This is a genomic window from Mucilaginibacter galii (assembly GCF_014635825.1).
GTDB lineage: Bacteria > Bacteroidota > Bacteroidia > Sphingobacteriales > Sphingobacteriaceae > Mucilaginibacter > Mucilaginibacter galii.
The window spans coordinates 253,228-273,248 of record NZ_BMDO01000006.1 but is presented as its reverse complement, the minus strand read 5'-3'; the positions used below and the strand labels follow the sequence as shown (position 1 = coordinate 273,248).

Annotated in this window: 25 protein-coding genes; 18 read left to right on the top strand and 7 right to left on the bottom strand. The window is 41.3% G+C overall.

Features of this window, described 5'->3' with window-relative positions; genetic code table 11:
• Positions 1 to 8 precede the first annotated feature (8 nt).
• The 15 genes from rpsH to rplQ all read left to right on the top strand — a co-directional run bounded on the left by rpsH (position 9) and on the right by rplQ (position 8,530).
• The gene (gene rpsH, locus IEV61_RS12700; RefSeq protein ID WP_188417221.1) at positions 9 to 407 is read left to right on the top strand and encodes a 30S ribosomal protein S8; all 399 of its coding nucleotides are present in this window, start codon (positions 9 to 11) and stop codon (positions 405 to 407) included.
• A 20-nt stretch (positions 408 to 427) separates the two neighbouring features.
• On the top strand, positions 428 to 985 hold the full coding sequence (gene rplF / locus IEV61_RS12695; protein WP_188417219.1) for a 50S ribosomal protein L6: 558 nt from the start codon (positions 428 to 430) through the stop codon (positions 983 to 985).
• A 5-nt stretch (positions 986 to 990) separates the two neighbouring features.
• Positions 991 to 1,341: a 50S ribosomal protein L18 gene (rplR, locus tag IEV61_RS12690; protein ID WP_188417217.1), complete on the top strand. Its 351-nt coding sequence runs from the start codon at positions 991 to 993 to the stop codon at positions 1,339 to 1,341.
• Between the two features lie 12 nt (positions 1,342 to 1,353).
• On the top strand, positions 1,354 to 1,872 hold the full coding sequence (gene rpsE, locus IEV61_RS12685) for a 30S ribosomal protein S5 (RefSeq protein ID WP_188417215.1): 519 nt from the start codon (positions 1,354 to 1,356) through the stop codon (positions 1,870 to 1,872).
• A 6-nt stretch (positions 1,873 to 1,878) separates the two neighbouring features.
• Positions 1,879 to 2,058, top strand: coding sequence for a 50S ribosomal protein L30 (gene rpmD, locus IEV61_RS12680; protein ID WP_157539784.1), 180 nt, complete (start codon positions 1,879 to 1,881; stop codon positions 2,056 to 2,058).
• 4 nt (positions 2,059 to 2,062) lie between these two features.
• A complete protein-coding gene (gene rplO, locus IEV61_RS12675) occupies positions 2,063 to 2,509 on the top strand; it encodes a 50S ribosomal protein L15 (RefSeq protein ID WP_188417213.1) in 447 nt (148 codons plus the stop codon).
• Between the two features lie 6 nt (positions 2,510 to 2,515).
• Entirely contained in the window at positions 2,516 to 3,874 is a 1,359-nt protein-coding gene (gene secY / locus IEV61_RS12670) for a preprotein translocase subunit SecY (protein WP_188417211.1), read from the top strand.
• Positions 3,875 to 3,881: 7 nt separating this feature from the next.
• Complete coding sequence (gene map / locus IEV61_RS12665; protein ID WP_188417209.1) at positions 3,882 to 4,667, top strand: type I methionyl aminopeptidase; 786 nt, start codon at positions 3,882 to 3,884, stop codon at positions 4,665 to 4,667.
• Between the two features lie 72 nt (positions 4,668 to 4,739).
• On the top strand, positions 4,740 to 4,958 hold the full coding sequence (infA, locus tag IEV61_RS12660; RefSeq protein ID WP_022833270.1) for a translation initiation factor IF-1: 219 nt from the start codon (positions 4,740 to 4,742) through the stop codon (positions 4,956 to 4,958).
• A gap of 5 nt (positions 4,959 to 4,963) precedes the next feature.
• Positions 4,964 to 5,080, top strand: coding sequence for a 50S ribosomal protein L36 (gene rpmJ, locus IEV61_RS12655; RefSeq protein WP_157539780.1), 117 nt, complete (start codon positions 4,964 to 4,966; stop codon positions 5,078 to 5,080).
• A gap of 70 nt (positions 5,081 to 5,150) precedes the next feature.
• Positions 5,151 to 5,528, top strand: coding sequence for a 30S ribosomal protein S13 (gene rpsM, locus IEV61_RS12650; protein ID WP_188417207.1), 378 nt, complete (start codon positions 5,151 to 5,153; stop codon positions 5,526 to 5,528).
• Positions 5,529 to 5,637: 109 nt separating this feature from the next.
• Entirely contained in the window at positions 5,638 to 6,027 is a 390-nt protein-coding gene (gene rpsK / locus IEV61_RS12645; RefSeq protein WP_188417205.1) for a 30S ribosomal protein S11, read from the top strand.
• 67 nt (positions 6,028 to 6,094) lie between these two features.
• Positions 6,095 to 6,703, top strand: coding sequence for a 30S ribosomal protein S4 (gene rpsD, locus IEV61_RS12640; RefSeq protein WP_188417203.1), 609 nt, complete (start codon positions 6,095 to 6,097; stop codon positions 6,701 to 6,703).
• A gap of 97 nt (positions 6,704 to 6,800) precedes the next feature.
• Positions 6,801 to 7,793: a DNA-directed RNA polymerase subunit alpha gene (locus IEV61_RS12635; RefSeq protein WP_188417199.1), complete on the top strand. Its 993-nt coding sequence runs from the start codon at positions 6,801 to 6,803 to the stop codon at positions 7,791 to 7,793.
• A gap of 152 nt (positions 7,794 to 7,945) precedes the next feature.
• Positions 7,946 to 8,530 (top strand): 50S ribosomal protein L17, encoded by a 585-nt coding sequence (gene rplQ, locus IEV61_RS12630; protein ID WP_188417198.1) that lies wholly within the window; start codon positions 7,946 to 7,948, stop codon positions 8,528 to 8,530.
• A 136-nt stretch (positions 8,531 to 8,666) separates the two neighbouring features.
• Here the strand turns inward: rplQ and IEV61_RS12625 are convergent, their stop codons facing one another.
• The 3 genes from IEV61_RS12625 to IEV61_RS12615 all read right to left on the bottom strand — a co-directional run bounded on the left by IEV61_RS12625 (position 8,667) and on the right by IEV61_RS12615 (position 10,354).
• Positions 8,667 to 9,110 (bottom strand): carboxymuconolactone decarboxylase family protein, encoded by a 444-nt coding sequence (locus tag IEV61_RS12625; RefSeq protein ID WP_188417197.1) that lies wholly within the window; start codon positions 9,108 to 9,110, stop codon positions 8,667 to 8,669.
• A 97-nt stretch (positions 9,111 to 9,207) separates the two neighbouring features.
• On the bottom strand, positions 9,208 to 9,780 hold the full coding sequence (locus IEV61_RS12620) for a Crp/Fnr family transcriptional regulator (RefSeq protein ID WP_188417196.1): 573 nt from the start codon (positions 9,778 to 9,780) through the stop codon (positions 9,208 to 9,210).
• A gap of 46 nt (positions 9,781 to 9,826) precedes the next feature.
• Complete coding sequence (locus tag IEV61_RS12615; protein WP_188417195.1) at positions 9,827 to 10,354, bottom strand: GNAT family N-acetyltransferase; 528 nt, start codon at positions 10,352 to 10,354, stop codon at positions 9,827 to 9,829.
• A 253-nt stretch (positions 10,355 to 10,607) separates the two neighbouring features.
• On the opposite strand from IEV61_RS12615, the gene dnaK reads away from it, so the two are divergent.
• Positions 10,608 to 12,536: a molecular chaperone DnaK gene (gene dnaK, locus IEV61_RS12610; RefSeq protein WP_262890604.1), complete on the top strand. Its 1,929-nt coding sequence runs from the start codon at positions 10,608 to 10,610 to the stop codon at positions 12,534 to 12,536.
• A 157-nt stretch (positions 12,537 to 12,693) separates the two neighbouring features.
• Here the strand turns inward: dnaK and IEV61_RS12605 are convergent, their stop codons facing one another.
• On the bottom strand, positions 12,694 to 13,206 hold the full coding sequence (locus tag IEV61_RS12605; RefSeq protein WP_188417187.1) for a hypothetical protein: 513 nt from the start codon (positions 13,204 to 13,206) through the stop codon (positions 12,694 to 12,696).
• Positions 13,207 to 13,645: 439 nt separating this feature from the next.
• Here IEV61_RS12605 and IEV61_RS12600 point away from each other — a divergent pair, with 439 nt between their 5' ends.
• A complete protein-coding gene (locus IEV61_RS12600) occupies positions 13,646 to 14,656 on the top strand; it encodes a glutamine synthetase beta-grasp domain-containing protein (protein ID WP_188417185.1) in 1,011 nt (336 codons plus the stop codon).
• Positions 14,657 to 14,825: 169 nt separating this feature from the next.
• Here the strand turns inward: IEV61_RS12600 and IEV61_RS12595 are convergent, their stop codons facing one another.
• On the bottom strand, positions 14,826 to 16,010 hold the full coding sequence (locus tag IEV61_RS12595) for a hypothetical protein (protein ID WP_188417184.1): 1,185 nt from the start codon (positions 16,008 to 16,010) through the stop codon (positions 14,826 to 14,828).
• 86 nt (positions 16,011 to 16,096) lie between these two features.
• Complete coding sequence (locus IEV61_RS12590; RefSeq protein WP_188417182.1) at positions 16,097 to 18,358, bottom strand: glycoside hydrolase family 31 protein; 2,262 nt, start codon at positions 18,356 to 18,358, stop codon at positions 16,097 to 16,099.
• 111 nt (positions 18,359 to 18,469) lie between these two features.
• Between IEV61_RS12590 and IEV61_RS12585 the strand changes: the two genes are divergently transcribed.
• Positions 18,470 to 19,126 carry a hypothetical protein gene (locus tag IEV61_RS12585; RefSeq protein WP_188417180.1) on the top strand — a complete coding sequence of 219 codons (657 nt, stop codon included), beginning with the start codon at positions 18,470 to 18,472 and terminating at the stop codon, positions 19,124 to 19,126.
• Positions 19,127 to 19,145: 19 nt separating this feature from the next.
• Here the strand turns inward: IEV61_RS12585 and cysM are convergent, their stop codons facing one another.
• On the bottom strand, positions 19,146 to 20,018 hold the full coding sequence (gene cysM / locus IEV61_RS12580; RefSeq protein WP_188417178.1) for a cysteine synthase CysM: 873 nt from the start codon (positions 20,016 to 20,018) through the stop codon (positions 19,146 to 19,148).
• Positions 20,019 to 20,021: the final 3 nt, after the last annotated feature.

Genomic DNA, 20,021 nt, shown 5'->3' with positions numbered 1-20,021 from the left:
TTCATATAATGAATACAGATCCAATCGCAGATTATCTTACCAGAGTAAGGAATGCTATTAAAGCCAACCAAAGGGTTGTTGAAATTCCTGCATCAAATCTGAAGAAGGAAATCACAAAAGTGCTTTTCGACAAAGGTTACATCGCTAACTACAAATTTGAAGACAATGGTCCTCAGGGAAACATTAAAGTAGCGTTGAAGTACCACCCCGTGACAAAGGTTTCTGCCATCCGCAGCATAACCCGTATCAGCAAACCAGGTTTGAGAAAGTATGCAGGCTCAGCTACTATGCCAAGAGTATTAAATGGTTTAGGTATCGCTATCCTGTCTACCTCAAAAGGAGTAATGACTGATAAAGAAGCCCGTGTACAAAACATTGGCGGCGAGGTTTTATGTTTCGTTTATTAATTGTAAGGAGAAACTAAGAAATGTCAAGAGTAGGAAAAGCCCCAATTACTATCCCATCAGGCGTTACTATTACCGTTAATGAAGGTAATATTGTAACCGTAAAAGGCCCTAAAGGTCAGCTTGAGCAGGCGATAGACAGTGATATCTCTATATCACAAGAAGATGGTGTATTAACAGTAGTACGCCCGACCGATCAAAAACGTCATAAAGCATTACACGGTTTGTATCGTGCATTAATCAACAACATGGTAACAGGTGTAACCACTGGTTATACTTTGCAACAAGAGTTGGTTGGTGTAGGTTACCGTGCAACCAATACAGGTAATACATTAGATTTAGTGTTAGGTTTCTCTCACCACTATGTATTTGAATTACCTAAAGAAATTAAAGTATCCACTACTGCTGAAAAAGGTAAAAACCCTACCATTATCCTGGAGTCTATTGACAAACAGTTAATTGGTCAGGTTGCTGCCAAAATCCGCTCACTGCGTGCTCCTGAGCCATATAAAGGTAAAGGTATCAAGTTTGTTGGCGAAGTGTTAAGAAGAAAAGCAGGTAAATCAGCATCTAAGAAATAATAGTCATGACAGGTAAATTATCAAGAAGAGACAGAATTAAAAAAGGAATCAGAAAGCGTCTTTCAGGTTCTGCAGAACGTCCGCGCTTGTCAGTGTACAGAAGCAACAAAGGCATCTACGCACAGATTATTGACGATGTTGCCGGCAAAACTTTAGTATCAGCTTCATCTTTATCAAAAGATTTTACTGCTACAGGCACTAAAGGCGAACAATCAGTAGCCGTTGGTAAACTGATTGCTGAGAAAGCAAAAGCAGCTGGTATCGAAGCCGTAGTTTTCGATAGAAATGGATACTTGTATCATGGCCGTGTTAAGCAACTGGCCGAAGGTGCACGTGAAGGTGGATTAAACTTTTAACCGTAACGAGTAATGTCAACAATAAATATAAAGAGAGTTAAAACAAGCGAGATCGAATTAAAAGACCGCTTGGTAAGCATACAACGCGTTGCCAAAGTAACAAAAGGTGGCCGTACTTTCAGCTTCTCTGCCATTGTGGTAGTAGGCGATGAGAACGGTGTAGTAGGTTACGGTTTAGGTAAAGCAAAAGAGGTTACTGAGGCAATTGCCAAAGGTATTGATGATGCTAAAAAGAACCTGGTAAAAGTGCCAATCATTAACAACACTATACCTCACGAGCAAATTGGTAAATTTTCTGGTGGTTTCGTTTTCTTGAAGCCAGCTGCAAATGGTACCGGTGTAATTGCTGGTGGAGCGATGCGTGCCGTATTAGAGAGTGCTGGTGTACATAACGTACTTGCAAAATCTAAAGGTTCATCAAACCCTCACAACGTGGTAAAAGCAACTGTATCGGCTTTAGCGCAACTGCGCGATGCTTATACCGTAGCTCAGCACCGTGGCGTTAATTTAGGTAAAGTATTTAACGGATAATCAGTCATGGCAAAAATCAAAATAACACAGATTAAGAGCGTGATCGATAGAAGTGAGCGCCAGAAAAAAACTGTTGAGGCTTTAGGTTTAAAGAAAATTAACCATAGCGTTGAAGTTGAAGCTAATCCTGCTATCATTGGCATGATTAGAAAAGTTAATCATTTGGTAGCAGTAGAAAACATTTAATGTTATGAATTTAAGTAATCTTAAGCCTGCAGAAGGTTCTACTAAAAATAGAAAAAGAATTGGCCGTGGTACAGGTTCTGGCCGTGGCGGAACGTCAACACGTGGTCACAAAGGTGCCGGTTCACGTTCAGGTACTTCAAGTAAAGTTGGTTTTGAAGGTGGTCAAATGCCTTTACAACGCCGTGTACCTAAGGTTGGTTTTAAAAACCCTAACCGTGTAGAGTACAACGGTATTAACCTGGATGCTTTACAGCAATTAGCCGATACCTACTCAGTAAGTACAATTAACTTTGATACGTTGAAAGAGCATGGTTTAGCATCAAGAAACGACCTGGTTAAAATATTAGGTCGTGGTACGTTAACAGCTAAGTTAGATATTCAGGCACATGCATTTTCTGCAACGGCTCAAAAAGCTATCGAAGCTGCCGGCGGTTCAATTGTAAAGTTGTAATTTTAAATGAAAAATTTTTTCACCACATTATCCAATATTTGGAAAATTGAGGATTTAAGAGTGCGTATTATAAACACACTCTTATTTCTTTTAATATACCGTGTAGGCTCGTACGTGGCTTTGCCAGGTGTTGATGCCAACGTTTTAAACAACCAGGCATCAAAAGAAGGTTTGCTGGGCTTACTTAATATGTTTGCCGGTGGATCTTTTTCACGTGCATCTATCTTTGCTTTAGGCGTAATGCCTTACATTTCTGCATCTATCGTGGTGCAGTTGTTGGGTATTGCAGTTCCTTACTTTGCTAAATTGCAAAAAGAAGGGGAGAGTGGCCGCAGCAAGATCAACCAGTGGACCCGTTATTTGACAATTGCCATTACCGCAGCGCAAGCCGTAGGTTATGTACGTTCGCAAATAACACCTAATGCTATTAACCCGGCTTTAAGTACAGGTATGTTTACCATTACTTCGGTGTTTGTGTTAACAGCAGGAACATTGTTTGTAATGTGGTTAGGTGAAAAAATTACAGATAAAGGTATTGGCAACGGTATCTCTTTAATTATCATGGTGGGTATAATCGCCCAGTTGCCTTCAGCTATCATTGATGAGTTTAGCTCACGTGTTAGCGGTCAAAATGCTTCGGGTGGTCCATTAGTGTTTATAGTGGAGATACTGGCATTAATAGGTGTGATCATGTTTACTATATTGGTAGTACAGGGTACCCGTAAAATTGCCGTTCAATATGCAAAACGTATAGTTGGTAACAAACAATACGGTGGTGTACGTCAATACATTCCTTTGAAAGTAAATGCAGCAGGTGTTATGCCTATCATTTTTGCCCAGGCATTAATGTTCATCCCAGCTACAATTTCTTCATTCTTCCCTAACATAGCTTCTAACAGCGTACTGATCTCTTTATCGAGCTATACTTCATGGTTACACAACCTGGTATTCGCTATCCTGATCATCCTGTTCACGTATTTCTATACGGCTATCACTGTAAATCCGAAACAAATGTCGGATGATATGAAAAAGAATGGTGGTTTTATACCGGGTGTTGCACCAGGTAATGCTACCTCCGAGTTTATTGATGCTGTGATTTCACGCATTACTTTACCCGGTTCTATTTTCTTAGCTATTATTGCCATTATACCGGCACTGGCTAATATGTTCCACATCAACAGCCAGTTTGCACGTTTCTTTGGTGGTACATCATTGATTATCCTGGTAGGTGTGGTGTTAGACACTTTACAGCAAATTGAAAGCCATTTATTAATGCGTCATTACGATGGCCTGATGAAAACCGGAAGAGTAAAGGGACGTACGGCTGTACCTACAGCTGCAGGTACCGTACCACCGGCTATCTAATTTAAGAATGTCGAAAATTATTTTTAAGTCGGCAGAAGAGATTGAGCTTATTCGCCAAAGTGCCCAACTGGTTGCTAAAACCTTGGGCGAAGTAGCAAAGCTTGTTAAAACCGGCGTTAAAACAATAGAACTTGATAGGCTGGCAGAAACCTATATCCGTGACAACGGAGGGGTGCCAGCCTTTCTTAACTTTCATGGGTTCCCAAACTCATTGTGTATCTCACTCAACGATCAGGTAGTTCATGGTTTCCCCGGAGAGCATGTACTTACTGAAGGAGATCTGATCTCGGTTGACTGTGGTGTGATCCTCAATAACTTTTACGGTGATTCGGCCTATACTTTTGGTATTGGCGAAGTAAGTGATACTGCTAAAGAGCTAATGCGTGTAACGCAGGAATGCTTGATTAAGGGCATTGAAAAAGCGGTAACTGGTATGCGCGTAGGCGATATAGGCTATGCTGTACAGGAACATGCCGAGCGTCATGGTTTTGGTGTGGTAAAAGAATTGGTAGGCCATGGTGTTGGCGTTAAGCTGCACGAAAAGCCTGAAGTGCCTAACTATGGCAAACGTGGTTCGGGTGTAAAACTTGAAGAGGGGATGGTAATTGCTATCGAACCTATGATTAATGCAGGTAAAGCCGGTGTTAAGTTTTGGAAAGACGGTTGGACCGTTTCAACCGTAGATGGCAAACCATCAGCGCATTATGAACATACGGTAGCCATTAAAAAGGGCCAGGCCGATGTTCTTTCTACATTTTCATACATAGAAGAAGTTTTAGCGAAAAATAATTAAATATTGTAAAAAATATTTTTTATTTTTGCATCCCGATTTAGAACGGGATAATTAAGTAATAATCAGTAAAATATGGCTAAACAATCTTCGATTGAGCAAGACGGTACTATAAGGGAAGCGTTATCTAACGCAATGTTTAGAGTAGAACTGGAAAACGGCCATGAGATTATTGCACACATATCGGGCAAAATGCGTATGCACTACATCAAAATTTTACCTGGCGACAGAGTGAAATTAGAGATGAGCCCATATGATTTAACCAAAGGCAGAATAACCTACAGATATAAATAATTAACATGAAAGTTAGAGCATCCATCAAAAAGCGTAGCGCTGATTGCAAAATCATCCGTCGTAAAGGAAAGCTTTTTGTAATCAACAAAAAGAACCCTAAGTACAAACAACGTCAAGGGTAATTAAAAACATTAGAACTATCCGTACAACGGTGGCCCGCCGTTCGGTTGTTCATTAAAACAAAAAACAAATATGGCAAGGATTTCAGGTATTGATTTACCAAGAAACAAAAGAGGAGAGATTGGTCTAACTTACATTTATGGTGTAGGCCGTTCAACTGCTCAAACTATCTTAGATAAGGCTGGCATTAGCTATGATGTTAAGGTTCAAGAGTGGACAGATGATCAGTTAGCTGCTATTCGTGGTATCATCAACGACGAAATTAAAGTTGAAGGTGCTTTGCGTTCAGAAGTTCAATTGAACATCAAACGTTTAATGGATATTGGTTGCTACCGTGGTACCCGTCACCGTAAAGGTTTACCTCTGCGTGGTCAGCGTACTAAGAACAACTCACGTACCCGTAAAGGTAAACGTAAGACTGTTGCTAACAAGAAAAAAGCTACTAAGTAGTAATTGATTAATGATCTTCAAAGATCATTAGGAATATAAAATTATCAAACGGTTAATGAGTCCGGAATATTCGTTACTCCAGTAATTCATTAATTCAATAATTAAAAAAATGGCTAAAGCTAAAAAAGTAACCAAAAAACGTATTGTAGTTGTAGAGGCTGTAGGTCAGGCTCATGTTAACGCTACTTTCAACAATATCATTATTACCCTAACCAACAACAGCGGCCAGGCTATTTCATGGTCTTCTGCCGGTAAAATGGGTTTCAAGGGTTCTAAAAAGAATACCCCTTACGCTGCTTCACAAGCTGCTGCCGATTGCGGCAAAGTAGCTTACGATTTAGGTTTACGTAAAGTTGAAGTATTTGTAAAAGGCCCCGGTTCTGGTCGTGAATCAGCTATCCGTACTCTGCAAACTTCAGGTATCGAGGTTACTACCATCAGAGACATCACTCCACTGCCACACAACGGCTGTCGTCCTGCAAAAAGAAGAAGAGTTTAATTAATTAATTTTTTAAAGCTAAGATTCTGTAGCTACAGGCTGCATGATACTTTAAAAACACAACAAAATGGCAAGATATACCGGACCCAAGTCCAAAATTGCACGTAAATTCAGAGAGCCGATCTTCGGTCCTGATAAAGTGTTAGAAAGAAAAAATTACCCTCCTGGCATGCACGGCGTGTCAAAACGCAGAGGTAAACAATCAGAGTACGCAGTACAGCTGATGGAGAAACAAAAAGTGAAATACACTTACGGTGTATTAGAGCGTTACTTCGAAAACCTGTTTCACCGTGCTTCTGCCCGTGAAGGTATTACCGGTACTAACTTGCTTCAATTATTAGAGGCTCGTTTAGATAACGCCGTATACCGTTTAGGTATTGCTCCAACCCGTTCTGCTGCCCGCCAGTTGGTAGGTCACAAACACATCACTGTTAATGGTGAGGTGGTAAACATATCATCATACACTTTACGTGCAGGTGATGTAGTTGCAGTACGCGAAAAATCAAAATCACTGGAAGCCATTACTACTTCAGTATCTGGCCAAAGAGTTAATAAATATAGCTGGTTTGAGTGGGATGCTGCTAACATGAGCGGTAAACTGTTAAACTACCCTAACCGCGATGAGATCCCTGAGAATATTAAGGAAAACTTAATCGTCGAGTTATATTCAAAATAATTAACGATATCGAACTGCGAAATGATTGGCATATTCTGTCAGTCATTTTCGTGGTTTCATATTACCCCCATCAGTAAACAATAAACAAAGCATATAAATGGCAATTTTAGCATTTCAAAAACCCGATAAGGTTATCATGCAGAAGTCAACCGACTTTGAAGGCACGTTTGAATTTCGTCCGTTAGAACCAGGCTTCGGTATAACCATTGGTAATGCTTTACGTCGTATCTTACTTTCATCATTAGAAGGTTATGCTATTACATCGGTACGTTTTTCAGGTGTAACGCATGAGTTTTCAACCATTAAAGGTGTTGTTGAAGACGTTACCGAAATCATCCTTAACCTGAAACAAGTAAGGTTCAAAAAAACTGGTGATTCTGGTGATTCAGAAAAGATCTTTGTCATCATCAATGGACAGGATAGCTTCAAAGCTGGAGATATTACGCAATTCTCTAACAACTTTTCGGTATTAAACCCTGAGTTGCTTATTTGCAACATGGACAATGCCGTTACGTTAGAGGTGGAATTAACCGTTGGTAAAGGCCGTGGTTATGTTCCAAGCGAAGAAAATAAAAACCCTGATGCTAACATCGGTGTGATTGCTATAGACTCGATCTATACGCCAATTAAAAACGTAAAATATACTATCGAGAACTATCGTGTTGAGCAAAAGACTGACTATGAGAAATTAGTTTTGGATATTGCTACTGACGGTTCTATTCATCCTGAAGACGCGCTTAAAGAAGCTGCCAAGATCCTGATCCAACACTTCATGTTATTCTCTGATGAGAACATGATGTTAGAAGCTCAGGCTAAAGAAGAAACCAAAGAAGTTGACGAGGAAATTTTACACATGCGTAAGATCCTGAAAACTGAATTGGTAGACCTTGACCTTTCAGTACGTGCATTAAACTGCTTAAAAGCAGCAGATATCCGCAGCCTTGCTGACTTGGTATCTTACGATGTAGCCGATATGTTAAAGTTCAGAAACTTCGGTAAAAAATCTTTAACCGAAATTCAGGACCTGGTTAAATCAAAAGGATTATCTTTTGGTATGAACCTGTCTAAATACAAATTAGACGAGGAGTAATCCTCTGATAATAGGTTTGGGAGAATTTGCTAAGCTTCCACTTTAGCAATGCATCTCAAGCCTTCATTATATTATAATAAGCGAGGGCATAATTCCGCGGGCTTGACTTCAACAGCCGCCCAACGGTATGCACGTGCGAAACAAACAAACAAATGAGACACGGAAAAAAACACAATCACTTAGGCCGTACCAAAAGCCACCGCGTGGCAATGTTGGGAAATATGGCTTCATCGCTTATCCTGCACAAGCGCATTCAAACTACATTAGCAAAAGCAAAAGCACTTCGTGTGTATTTTGAGCCTTTGGTAACCAAATCAAAAAGCGATACTACGCACTCACGTCGTACTGTATTTAGCTACCTGCAAAACAAAGAAGCGGTTACTATCCTGTTCCGCGAAATTGCTGAGAAAGTGGCTACCCGTCCGGGTGGTTATACTCGTATCATCAAGTTAGAAAACCGTTTAGGTGATAACGCCGAAATGGCGATCATTGAGTTGGTTGATTATAATACTGTTTACGGTGGTAAAGAAATTGCTGCTGCTACTACAACCCGTCGTTCACGTCGTGGTGGTAAAGGCGCTGCTAAAACTGAAGGTGCTGCACCTGCTGCTGCTGCCGAAGTTACTCCAGCTGATGATGCTGTTGTAGCCGAGCCAGAAGCTACTGCTACACCAGCTGTAGAAGAAGCTCCGGAAGCTCCTGCTAAAAACGAAGACAACGCAGAAAAAGGCGAGTAATTCTCGACTTACTTCAATAACAAAAACGGCCTGCTCATTTGAGCAGGCCGTTTTTGTTTATTCTTTAATTTAACCTTTGTTCAAGGGAAAGAGAATAGTAATACTCTCAATATGTTAATTCTAAGTTATAGAGTTTCTATTTCTCCAACTCCGGCATTAAATGCGTACTTATAGCAATCCTATTCCAGGCGTTAATAGTCACAGCGGCCATGATTACCTGTGCGGTCCTCTGATCTCCTAAAACTTTGATGGCATTTTGATAGGTTGCCGTAGATACATGCGTCTGTATATTGGTTACTTCTTCGGTTAAAGCCAATGCCGCTTGCTCTTCTTCGGTGAAAAAGTTGGTTTCGCGCCAAGCTGGAAGTACGTAAATGCGTTGCTCGGTTTCGCCTAACTTACGGGCATCTCTAGTGTGCATGTTAAGGCAATAGGCACAGCCATTTATTTGCGAAGCACGTATTTTAATAAGTTCGTATAAGTTTTTGTCTAAGCCGCTTTTTTGTATGTATCCTTCCAAGGCATACATAGCCTTGTAAGCGGCCTGGTCTATTTCGTTGATGTTGATTCTGGTTTCCATGATTTTAATTTTTTATATTTTAAATGTTAAGCTTGCCGGCACTACAAAGGTGCACAAGCTGCTACGTCAAAATCTTAATCATAATTAAGAAACGAGATCAGTGTTTCTTGCCCCGTACTTTACTTAAAAACTCTGGTGTAAAACCCAGATAGGAAGCCAGCATATATTGAGGCACACGCTGCACAAAATCGGGGAAACGGCTGGCAAAGTGATGATACTTTTCTTCTCCCGATAGGTCGGTGAAAAATGTAATGCGCATTTGTGCCGCAGCGTAAGCCCGCTGGTAAACCTTTCTGAAATAACGTTCTATCTGCGGAAGTTTATCCAGCAACTCCTCCTGCTTATCTTGCGTTAATACAAGGATCTTGCTTTGCTGTACGGCTTGTATGTAAAACTGCGAGGGTGTGTGGAGGGTTAAACTGCTATAATCGCTCAGCCACCAATTGTCAATACCAAACTGTACAATCTGTTCCACACCGTTTTCTTTAATGAAATACATGCGTAAGCAACCTTCAATTACAAAGTATTGCGCCTTGCATGTGTCGCCTTCGTTTAACAGGTAATGCTTTTTATCGATTTCTTTATAATCAAAATATTGCTGTAACACCCCTTGCTCATCTAACGTAAGCGGTACAAACTTTTGAATGTGTGTAATTAGCGGTTCAAGCATAACAACTGCAAGATACTATTCCTCACGAAAAACTTTATACCCACATTTATAAACGCTTTGGTAGCCGGTAGTATACTGTAGTTTTTACCGAATGCGTATACTTAAAACCTGCCTTTTGTAAAACCTGTTGGGATGCAAAGTTTGTAGTAAGTGTATCGGCTTGAATGGACTTCAAAATGCTGAATTGAAATGCCCATTGAGTTAATCTGATCAGTGCCTCGGTAGCGTAACCGTTGCCCTGTTGTTTTTCGTCTATAAGGTAACCTATAGTAGTTTCGCCATAATCATTAGGGTAGCCACCTAAACTAATGCCGCCTATAGCGGTGTTAATGTCTTTAAGGATAATTTGCCAGTTGGTATACCAATGATATAAGTCTGGATAATCCTTAGTATAAGGAATCCAGAAGTTACACAACGCCTCTTCACTCTCCGTTTGATAATAGGCATCTATAACCATCGCCGAGGGATTAAGCCCCATTTGTTGCTCCAGTTCATATCTGCTACGTTTTAGTAACAATAACTGGTCGTGCTGCAATGGTATTAATTTCAACCGGTCCGAGTCAATATAAAACATGGAGGTAAGTTAAGCATAAGCCGTAAGAAGATAGTCCGTCTTTTAATAAGTTAATAAATAGCCTTATCAACTTTATATACGTCATAACACAACAAGGTGTCAATCATCAAAAGACAGGCGCTTGTTTCTGCCAACCTGTCACCATGGCCGTATTTTGTCCTGACTAAATATTGTTGCGAACTTAATCTTTCACAATATTTACTGCCAACATAACGTTGGCACAACCCTTGATAAATAGTGATTGTTAATTCAAATTAATAAAAAAGGAAAAATCAATCATATGTCTAAAATCATTGGAATCGACTTAGGAACAACAAACTCCTGCGTAGCAGTAATGGAAGGTAACGAGCCGGTAGTTATTGCCAACAGCGAAGGAAAACGCACTACACCATCTGTAGTAGCTTTTGTTGATAATGGCGAACGCAAAGTGGGCGACCCTGCTAAGCGTCAATCAATCACTAACCCTACAAAAACCGTTTACTCTGTTAAGCGCTTTATGGGTAACCAGTTTAACGAGGTTACTAAAGAAGCTGAGCGTGTGCCTTACTCAGTAGTGAAAGGTGATAATAATACTCCGCGCGTTGAAATAGACGACCGCAAATATACTCCTCAAGAGATCTCTGCCATGATTCTTCAGAAAATGAAGAAAACTGCCGAAGACTTTTTAGGTGCCGAAGTAACCGAGGCGGTTATTACCGTTCCAGCTTACTTTAACGATGCTCAGCGTCAGGCTACTAAAGAAGCTGGTGAAATTGCCGGTTTAAAAGTACGCCGTATCATAAACGAGCCTACTGCTGCTGCCCTTGCTTACGGCTTGGACAAAGCACACAAGGATATGAAAATTGCCGTGTTTGACTGCGGTGGTGGTACTCATGACGTGTCAATCCTTGATCTAGGTGATGGCGTGTTCGAAGTAAAATCTACCGATGGTGATACTCACTTAGGTGGTGATGATTTTGACCAGGTTATTATTGACTGGATGGCAGATGAGTTCAAGAGTGATGAAGGTTTTGACCTGCGCCGCGACCCAATGGCTTTACAACGCTTAAAAGAAGCTGCTGAAAAAGCTAAAATTGAGTTATCGAGCTCTGCAACTACCGAAATTAACTTGCCATACATTACCGCTGTTGACGGTATGCCTAAACACTTGGTTAAGCAATTAACCCGTGCTAAATTTGAGCAACTGGCCGATAGCTTAATCAAACGTACTATTGAGCCTTGCCGTACTGCCTTGAAAAATGCAGGTTACAGCACTTCAGATATCGACGAAGTTATCCTGGTAGGTGGTTCAACCCGTATCCCTGCAATACAGGAAGCTGTTGAAAAATTCTTTGGTAAAGCGCCTTCAAAAGGTGTTAACCCTGATGAAGTAGTTGCTATTGGTGCTGCCATTCAAGGTGGTGTGTTAGATGGTTCGGTGAAAGATGTATTGTTGTTAGACGTTACTCCACTTTCATTAGGTATCGAAACTATGGGTGGTGTAATGACTCGCTTGATCGAATCTAACACAACCATTCCAAGTAAAAAATCGGAAACTTTCTCAACCGCATCTGATAACCAGCCATCGGTAGAGATCCACATTTTGCAAGGTGAGCGCCCTATGGCTGCTCAAAACCGTACTTTGGGTCGTTTCCACTTAGATAGCATTCCACCTGCGCCACGTGGTGTACCACAGGTAGAAGTTACCTTTGATATTGATGCCAACGGTATCCTACACGTATCTGCCAAAGATAAAGCAACGGGTAAAGAGCAAAAGATCCGTATCGAAGCTTCTTCAGGTTTAACTGATGCTGAGATCAAAAGGATGAAAGAAGAAGCAGAAGCTAATGCTGATGCTGACCAAAAAGCAAAAGAAGAAATTGAAAAATTGAACGGTGCTGATGCCCTGATCTTCTCAACTGAAAAACAATTGAAAGAGTACGGAGATAAGGTACCTGCTGATAAAAAAGCACCTATCGAATCGGCTTTAGAGAAATTGAAAGCTGCTTATGCTTCTAAAGATATTGCCAGCATTGACTCTGCACAAGAAGAGTTAAATACTGCCTGGGCTGCAGCTTCAGAAGATATGTACAAAGCATCTGCCGACGGCCAACCAGGAGCACAACCAGGTCCTGATGCCGGTGCTAATGCACAACAAGGTGGCGATACTGTTACCGATGTTGATTTTGAAGAAGTGAAGTAAGCTAAGCTTTTCAAATATAATATAAAAGCTCTTGGCAGTAATGTCAGGGGCTTTTATATTATAAGTAACTTATTAGTTAGTCAAGCATCAATAGGAATGGCATAATGGCAACACCGGTAAGCCAAGTCGTATTTGCAAATATGAGATATTGATTTAGTCAATCACCTACTAACAAAAAATTTCTATCTGAATCTTTAATTTCTCCTTTTAGGAGCAGCTTAATAAGATAAAATGCATGTAAGTAATTTTTAATTGGCAATTCATCCTCATACCCTGCATCCAAAATATCAGGATAATCTTCTATTTTACTTTTGCCTTTTTCTATTGAATAATTTTTGGCTTTAGTAAGAAGTTCATTGATGCGTACAGCAGTTAGTGAATTTTTATCATTTACAATTTTTTCAATAATACTTTCTGTAGATTTTATCAATCTCTGCAAAGTATTTCCGGAGATTAGCGCTTTATCAAAGTTTATGCATAGCATATCTCCTGTTATGAATCTAAGCAAAGAGTTCTCTACGATTAAGTCCTTAAATTCATTTATTTCTTGATCTGTTTCACCATACTTTGCTTGAAGGTCTTCGAACAGTAGGAGTTCAAAAGGCATTAAAAATCCATCCCTTAACCAAAGGTCATAATCTTTAAACTTGTAGAAGCTTTCAGTTGGCATAATGAGGGTCAATTAACGTGCAATATATCAAAAGTATTATAGTTGCATCTCTTACATCAACTAAACGTTTTACAGAGAATTTGGAGTAGACCTGCGTTGCCAGGTGTTAGACAAATACAGCACAACAATAATAGTGGCGGTCTTCAGCTGACCTTGTTAACCATATATGCTGTCGTTTTAAATACACTCAAGTGTTTCTTTATCGGTGTAATTTTATTTACAATAAAAGATTATTTATTTAACACTAACTTACTTTGATGGAAATTTTGAAAAATGCTCAAAATTAAAATGAGGTATTTACGGTTATTTTAAAATAAAGTTTGTTCTTTTGGTAAGATTTTTAAAGATTTGATGCGGAAAGTTTTATATTAGCCCTTAAATATTACAAAAAGCAAATTTAAACGGGAGCTTTCCCTTAATTGATAAACAACCTACAAAAATGGCAGCAAAATTAGAGTACATCTGGTTGGATGGTTACAAACCAACCCAAAGTCTACGTAGTAAAACTAAAATCGAGGCAGATTTTTCAGGTAAACTGGAAGATTGTCCAAACTGGAGCTTCGACGGTTCGTCAACTGAGCAAGCACCGGGTGGTTCTTCAGATTGTATCTTAAAACCAGTATTTATTTGCCCTGATCCGCAAAGAAAAGAAGGTTACCTGGTAATGTGCGAAGTTTTGAATTCGGCTGGTGAGCCACATGAATCAAACGGTCGTGCGTTAATTCAAGATGACGATAACGATTTTTGGTTTGGCTTTGAGCAGGAGTACTTTTTATGGGATCCTGAAACCAATAAACCATTAGGTTTCCCTGCAGGTGGTTACCCAGGTCCGCAAGGCCCTTACTACTGCTCGGTAGGTGCTAACAACGCATTTGGCCGCGACATTGTTGAAGAACACTTAGATGTATGTTTAGATGCTGGTTTAAACGTAGAAGGTATTAACGCTGAAGTTGCTGCCGGACAATGGGAATTCCAGATTTTTGCTAAAGGCGCTAAAGAAGCAGGTGACCAAATTTGGGTTGCCCGTTACTTATTAGAAAGAATAGGCGAAACTTATGGTGTCTCAATCAACTGGCATTGCAAACCATTAGGTACTTTAGACTGGAATGGTTCGGGTATGCACGCTAACTTCTCTAACACAGTTTTACGTACTGCCGCAAGCGAAGAAACTTACAAAAAGATCTTAGAAGCTTTCCGCCCCGTGGTTAAAGAGCACATTGAAGTTTACGGTGCCGATAACGAATTACGTTTAACCGGTAAACACGAAACTGCTTCTATAAACGATTACAGCTATGGTGTATCTGACCGTGGTGCATCTATCCGCATCCCGCTTTACACTGTACAAAAAGGCTGGAGCGGTTACCTGGAAGATCGTCGCCCTAACTCGGCTGCCGATCCTTACAAAGTAGCTGCCCGTATCATCAAAACTGTAAAATCAGCAGTTTTATAAGATAAGCTAACCCTATAAAGAAAGTCCCTCTGCTGTAATTGTAGAGGGACTTTTTTGTTGTAGTCGAATTTATAAAGTGAGACTTCTGTCAATCTGAGCTTGTCGAAGACTTAGTAAAGCGTATAAGTCTTCGCCAAGCTCAGACTGACATTAACGCTATTGGGGAGTGTTAAGAATTCACCCTGTACTTCACATTCTTCAGCTTATTCGGCTTTAAATAGATCACATCATTCTTAAAATCAAGGATGGTGTTAAAGCGCTTAAAAAAATCATTACCTAAAAAGTTTATCTCCGAATTAGCATTGGTGATAGTACCCGTTAAAAGTGTGGGGATGTTGGTAAATGTGCTGTTATTGAAAGTAAGTTTAGGTGCTATTACCATTTTAGTTTCATACTTGTTGCCGTTGGCATCTCTCACGGTGAACGAGTTAATGAGCGGCAGGTTAGTGGGGAAGTTTTGCCTTGCCCTCCAGGTACTGTCTAAAATAAGAGCTTGTTCCGAGCCGGTATCCATGGCAAAGTAGCCTGTGTACTTTTTGTTTTGAATATCAAAGGTGCCTTTAATGCAAGGCAGCGAACGTATGAAAACAATAGGTGCCTTAACATAGCCTTTGGGTACCTTAACCGGTTTGGAATGAACAATGAGCAGGCTGCGGTCGTAGTCTACTTCCACCTGTTTGCCTTCAAAAACAGTCCAGCCTATGCGGCCATCCATTTCATGAGCAGTTAAGTTAGAGGGAAGTATGGTGGGGTTGTTCCAAACGGTGTTGGCAAATTGCAGCTTGCTTACTTTATTCAGCTTATTATAGTTAGCCTTGGCTTTACCGGCCAAAACATCGGCTTTGTTGGCAACGAGTTGGGTTCTGTCCAGCAATGCATCGCGGGTAATGTGAAAGCCAAACGAACTTATATCGAAGTGAAAGCTCAACGTATCGGTATTGTTAATAATACCCATTAATTTAATGGCATTATAAGCCGTTAGCGTAAAGGGAATGGTGTCATGGGTGATGATACCGGAGGACTTACTTTCGGGGGGAATAGCGCTTGCTATTTGTGTAAAGCATGAATCTTTACCGTTTAGCAGTACAACAAAATTAGTCTTGCTTCCGGGTTTTACTTTTACCCTAATAGAATCAATGTCGGTGTAAAAGGTTACCCATTTTGTTTTCCGGGTTCGGTCGGCGGTGTAAACGTCGGGTTTAATTTCGGGCGAAAGTCCCCATGCGTTCTTTTCAAATATCCTGCCATCATTAATGTTTACATTTCTTGAGGTGGCTTTTATGACAGGCAATTTGGTTTGTGCCGAAGCCAACTGAATTAAGAAAGACAATAAAATAAAGAAACTATATTTCATGTGTGATAAATTGGCTTACCCGGAAAGAAATTGAATTACCGGAGATAAGGTATAAAATTATCTCCGGTAACTGATGTTTGAAATTCTTAATAGTATATCACAATTTCATCATTGCTGTTGCCGACAGGGCTTAATAGTTTGGCATCGGCAAAAGCATGTAATACCACCTGTACCTTATCATATTGCGAGGTATAGCTACCTTCTGCCGCATCTAAGATCATGACCTTCTTGGTAGGGTCGAATATAATTAAACGTTTGTGATAGGCTCCTTCAGCGTAGTCATAGGTGTCGCCGTCGTCTTCATAGTAAACGAAGCTTGTTGCCTCGGTGCCGTTCCAAATATGGATTTCCAATATGCCATCGCCCTTATCTTGGGTGCTTTGTTTTACGCTTTGTTGGGTAATAATGGCACCGGCTTTGGCAAATACCGGCAAATCATTTAAAGGAGCATCAACTACGTATTCCTGTCCGCCATCAAAGGCTTCGTCGGTACTTAAACGGTACCAGTTACCTTGAGGCAAGTATACTTTGGCAGTAATCTCGGTACTTATTACCGGCGCTACCAGTAAAGCATCGCCAAACAAAAACTGGTTTTGGTAATCTTCATGGTAAATGTTATGGTCATGCGTGTAATCAATGGCCAATGTGCGGCAAACCGGCAAACCGGTTTGGCTGGTTTGATAGAACGAAGAATACAGGTAAGGCAGTAACTTGTACCGTTCCTCTATCGATTTTTTGATCAGCTCCAGGTTGTCGGCACCATATTGCCATGGCTCCCTAAACTCCGAATCTTTAATGGAGTGGTTACGGTACATAGGCGTGTAAGTACCCAAAGAGTTCCAGCGCACCATCATTTCGGGGGTAGGATTGCCGCTAAAGCCGCCAATATCTACACCCACATTAGCCATACCGCTTACGCCTAAGCTGTTAACCAAACGTGCACCTAACAGCAGGTGTTCGTCGGTGGCTGTGTTATCGCCCGTCCATACAGCCGAATAACGCTGTGTGCCTGAATATGCCGCACGGGTCAATACAAAAGGGCGTTTGTTGCCTAAGATCTTGCGGGTGCCATCGTAGGTGGCTTTGGCCATCATCATACCGTATACATTACGTACCTCTGGCATAAATTTATCGCCAAACTTCACTATCCAGGGCATGTTTTGGTTCCAAACGGCAGGCTCGTTCATGTCGTTCCAAAAACCTTCTACACCGGGCTCGGTAAGTGCAGTAAAGGCGGCTCCCCACCACTCTCGTACATCTTCCCTAAAAAAGTCTGGAAAATGGCAGCGGCCGGGCCAAACCTCGCCAATATAATTTTCGCCGTTAGGGTAGGTGGCAAAGTAACCGCGTTCTACACCTTCGTCATACTGCTGATAGCCTTTTTCTACCTTAATGCCCGGGTCTACAATGGTTACCAGTTTAAAGTTCATGGCTTTGAGCTTATCAATAAATTGTTTAGGCTCGGCAAAGGTTTCTTTATTCCAGGTAAATATTTTGAACCCTTCCATGTAATCTATATCGCAATACATTACATCGGCAGGGATGTTGTTTTCACGGAATTTAGAAGCTACATCAAGCACCTCTTGTGCGCTCATATAGCTCCAGCGGCATTGCTGGTAACCCAGGCTCCACAGTGGCGGCATTTCCATACGGCCGGTTAGCCAGGTATAATCTTCAATAATGCCGGCTACGGTTTGTGCTCCAAAAAAGTAATAGTTCAAATCGCCGTCATCGGCACCCAGCCACATAAACTGGTCATCGCACGAGGCGCCAAAATCAAAATAACTTTTATGCGTATTATCTAAAAACAAGCCATAGGTAAGGCCGCTGTGTATGCCTATAAAAAATGGAAACGTTTCGTACAGCGGATCTGTAAGGGGCGTATGGTCTGGTGCATCGGTGTTCCAGTTCACAAATGAACTGGCCCTGCGGTTAAGGTTGCCTACCTTTTCGCCCAGGCCTATGAACTTTTCGTCTCCTTGGAGTTCGCGGTAATTAATTACCTGGCTGTTTTGCCAGGTTACGCCAAAGCGTTCATCATCGCGGCTCAGCAGTTGTCCGTCGGGTGTGTAAAAAGCGAACCTTAACGGATTTTTGCTAACAAGCAAAGTTAGTGCAGCAGTAGTTACTACCAGCTCATTATCATCATCCTGATAAGTTAATTTAGATTGTGGCTCCTGAATTACGGCAAACGAGGGTTCATTATTTTGCGGCTGCCTAGTTACATTTATACGGATTATGGAATCGCTATAAATGGTGATATGGGCTTCGGCTTCGGCAGAAGAGATAATGAGCTTATTGGCTTGCTGGGTTACATTTTGAGTGTTCCCTAATATTTTGAACTCCATTGGCGGTGTATTAGTGTGATGAGTAAATATATACTTAAAAGCTTGAACACTATTAAGAATGCTTGGTTTTAAAGATATTAACCAACGTTGCTAACTTATAACGCTATGAACATGAAGACATTAATTGCTATCTTATTTCTCACCTTTACCGTATCCGGTGCCATAGCGCAGGGGTTTTCTTACCCGGCACTTCATAAGTCGGTTAACTCGGTTAAAGACATTGTTCCTGCTAACTGGAAGATAAAATCAGTAGCTAATGGCGATTTAAATGGGGATGGTGTCGCCGATGCCGCCGTAGTTATAGAATATGCGAAAGCGATAAAAGAGCGCCGCCCGGATGGTGTGATGAATACCGGGCATCCGCGGATACTGGCTATACTATTTAAAGTGGGCAATGGCTACCGACTAACCTTGCAAAATAACACCATTATTTTGCGCGATGGCGAGGTGGGTATGGTTAATGATGCCTTTGACCAAATTTTTATAGCCAAGCGGGTGTTAAACATTAACTACGAATTTGTGCGCGAACATTCATACTACAAATACCGCTATCAGCAAGGCGACTTTTATTTAATTGGCGCTACACTCACCGGCGTTAGCGGAAATAAAATGGAAGACAATGACTATAATTTCTCTACACGAAAAGCTGTGTTTAATTCCGGGACTATTGATGGCGAGGAGACTAAAGTTGAACACAAGCGCATTAAAATTAATAAGCTCAATTCGCTGCGCGAGGCAGAAATACCTCATGATTGGCCTGTTCAATAAAAGCTTTATTTAATAGCGGTTACCCGAACAATTCGCTGCTCAGGTAACGGTCGCCGCGGTCGCAGGCTATGAAAACAATAATGCCTTCTTCCAACTCCTGGGCTAACTTAATAGCTGCCGAACAGGCTCCACCGCTGCTCATGCCGGCAAACAAGCCTTCTTCTTTGGCCAGGCGGCGTGCCATTTGCGTAGCCTCAGCTTCTGAAATATCCATAACACGGTCTACCCGGCTTGGATCGAATATTTTTGGCAGATAGGCTTCCGGCCAGCGGCGTATGCCCGGTATGGATGAACCCTCGGTGGGCTGGCAACCCACAATTTGAATATCGGCGTTTTTTTCTTTCAAAAATTTTGAGCAACCCATAATAGTACCGGTGGTACCCATTGAGCTCACAAAATGCGTGATCTTGCCTTCGGTATCGCGCCACAGCTCAGGGCCGGTAGTTTTATAGTGGGCCATGTAATTATCGCTGTTGGCAAACTGGTTGAGTAAATAATAGCCTTCTGATGCACCTTTTTCTTCGGCGTAGTCGCGGCAAATCTCAATATTATCCAGCAAAGTAACTTTAGCGCCGTAGGCTTGCATGGTAAGCGTGCGTTCGCGGGTACTGTTAGATGGCATTACCAATTCAATATCCAGGTTAAACAAGCTGGCAATCATGGCCAGGGCTATGCCAGTGTTGCCGCTGGTAGCTTCTACCAGTTTGGTGCCTGGCGTAATTTCGCCACGCTCTAAAGCGCTGCGTATCATGTTGAGCGAAGCACGGTCTTTTACACTGCCGCCGGGATTATTACCTTCAAGTTTGGCAAATATCTTCACTTTTGGGTTAGGGTTAAGTTTCTGAAGCTCGGCCATTGGCGTGTTGCCAATCAAATCAATAATGCCTGCCATAGT

Coding starts and splice junctions, on each gene's coding strand:
- rpsH (WP_188417221.1), top strand. CDS start 9: ATGAATACAGATCCAATCGCAGATTATCTTACCAGAGTAAGGAATGCT.
- rplF (WP_188417219.1), top strand. CDS start 428: ATGTCAAGAGTAGGAAAAGCCCCAATTACTATCCCATCAGGCGTTACT.
- rplR (WP_188417217.1), top strand. CDS start 991: ATGACAGGTAAATTATCAAGAAGAGACAGAATTAAAAAAGGAATCAGA.
- rpsE (WP_188417215.1), top strand. CDS start 1,354: ATGTCAACAATAAATATAAAGAGAGTTAAAACAAGCGAGATCGAATTA.
- rpmD (WP_157539784.1), top strand. CDS start 1,879: ATGGCAAAAATCAAAATAACACAGATTAAGAGCGTGATCGATAGAAGT.
- rplO (WP_188417213.1), top strand. CDS start 2,063: ATGAATTTAAGTAATCTTAAGCCTGCAGAAGGTTCTACTAAAAATAGA.
- secY (WP_188417211.1), top strand. CDS start 2,516: ATGAAAAATTTTTTCACCACATTATCCAATATTTGGAAAATTGAGGAT.
- map (WP_188417209.1), top strand. CDS start 3,882: ATGTCGAAAATTATTTTTAAGTCGGCAGAAGAGATTGAGCTTATTCGC.
- infA (WP_022833270.1), top strand. CDS start 4,740: ATGGCTAAACAATCTTCGATTGAGCAAGACGGTACTATAAGGGAAGCG.
- rpmJ (WP_157539780.1), top strand. CDS start 4,964: ATGAAAGTTAGAGCATCCATCAAAAAGCGTAGCGCTGATTGCAAAATC.
- rpsM (WP_188417207.1), top strand. CDS start 5,151: ATGGCAAGGATTTCAGGTATTGATTTACCAAGAAACAAAAGAGGAGAG.
- rpsK (WP_188417205.1), top strand. CDS start 5,638: ATGGCTAAAGCTAAAAAAGTAACCAAAAAACGTATTGTAGTTGTAGAG.
- rpsD (WP_188417203.1), top strand. CDS start 6,095: ATGGCAAGATATACCGGACCCAAGTCCAAAATTGCACGTAAATTCAGA.
- IEV61_RS12635 (WP_188417199.1), top strand. CDS start 6,801: ATGGCAATTTTAGCATTTCAAAAACCCGATAAGGTTATCATGCAGAAG.
- rplQ (WP_188417198.1), top strand. CDS start 7,946: ATGAGACACGGAAAAAAACACAATCACTTAGGCCGTACCAAAAGCCAC.
- IEV61_RS12625 (WP_188417197.1), bottom strand. CDS start 9,110: ATGGAAACCAGAATCAACATCAACGAAATAGACCAGGCCGCTTACAAG.
- IEV61_RS12620 (WP_188417196.1), bottom strand. CDS start 9,780: ATGCTTGAACCGCTAATTACACACATTCAAAAGTTTGTACCGCTTACG.
- IEV61_RS12615 (WP_188417195.1), bottom strand. CDS start 10,354: ATGTTTTATATTGACTCGGACCGGTTGAAATTAATACCATTGCAGCAC.
- IEV61_RS12605 (WP_188417187.1), bottom strand. CDS start 13,206: ATGCCAACTGAAAGCTTCTACAAGTTTAAAGATTATGACCTTTGGTTA.
- IEV61_RS12600 (WP_188417185.1), top strand. CDS start 13,646: ATGGCAGCAAAATTAGAGTACATCTGGTTGGATGGTTACAAACCAACC.
- IEV61_RS12595 (WP_188417184.1), bottom strand. CDS start 16,010: ATGAAATATAGTTTCTTTATTTTATTGTCTTTCTTAATTCAGTTGGCT.
- IEV61_RS12590 (WP_188417182.1), bottom strand. CDS start 18,358: ATGGAGTTCAAAATATTAGGGAACACTCAAAATGTAACCCAGCAAGCC.
- IEV61_RS12585 (WP_188417180.1), top strand. CDS start 18,470: ATGAAGACATTAATTGCTATCTTATTTCTCACCTTTACCGTATCCGGT.
- cysM (WP_188417178.1), bottom strand. CDS start 20,018: ATGGCAGGCATTATTGATTTGATTGGCAACACGCCAATGGCCGAGCTT.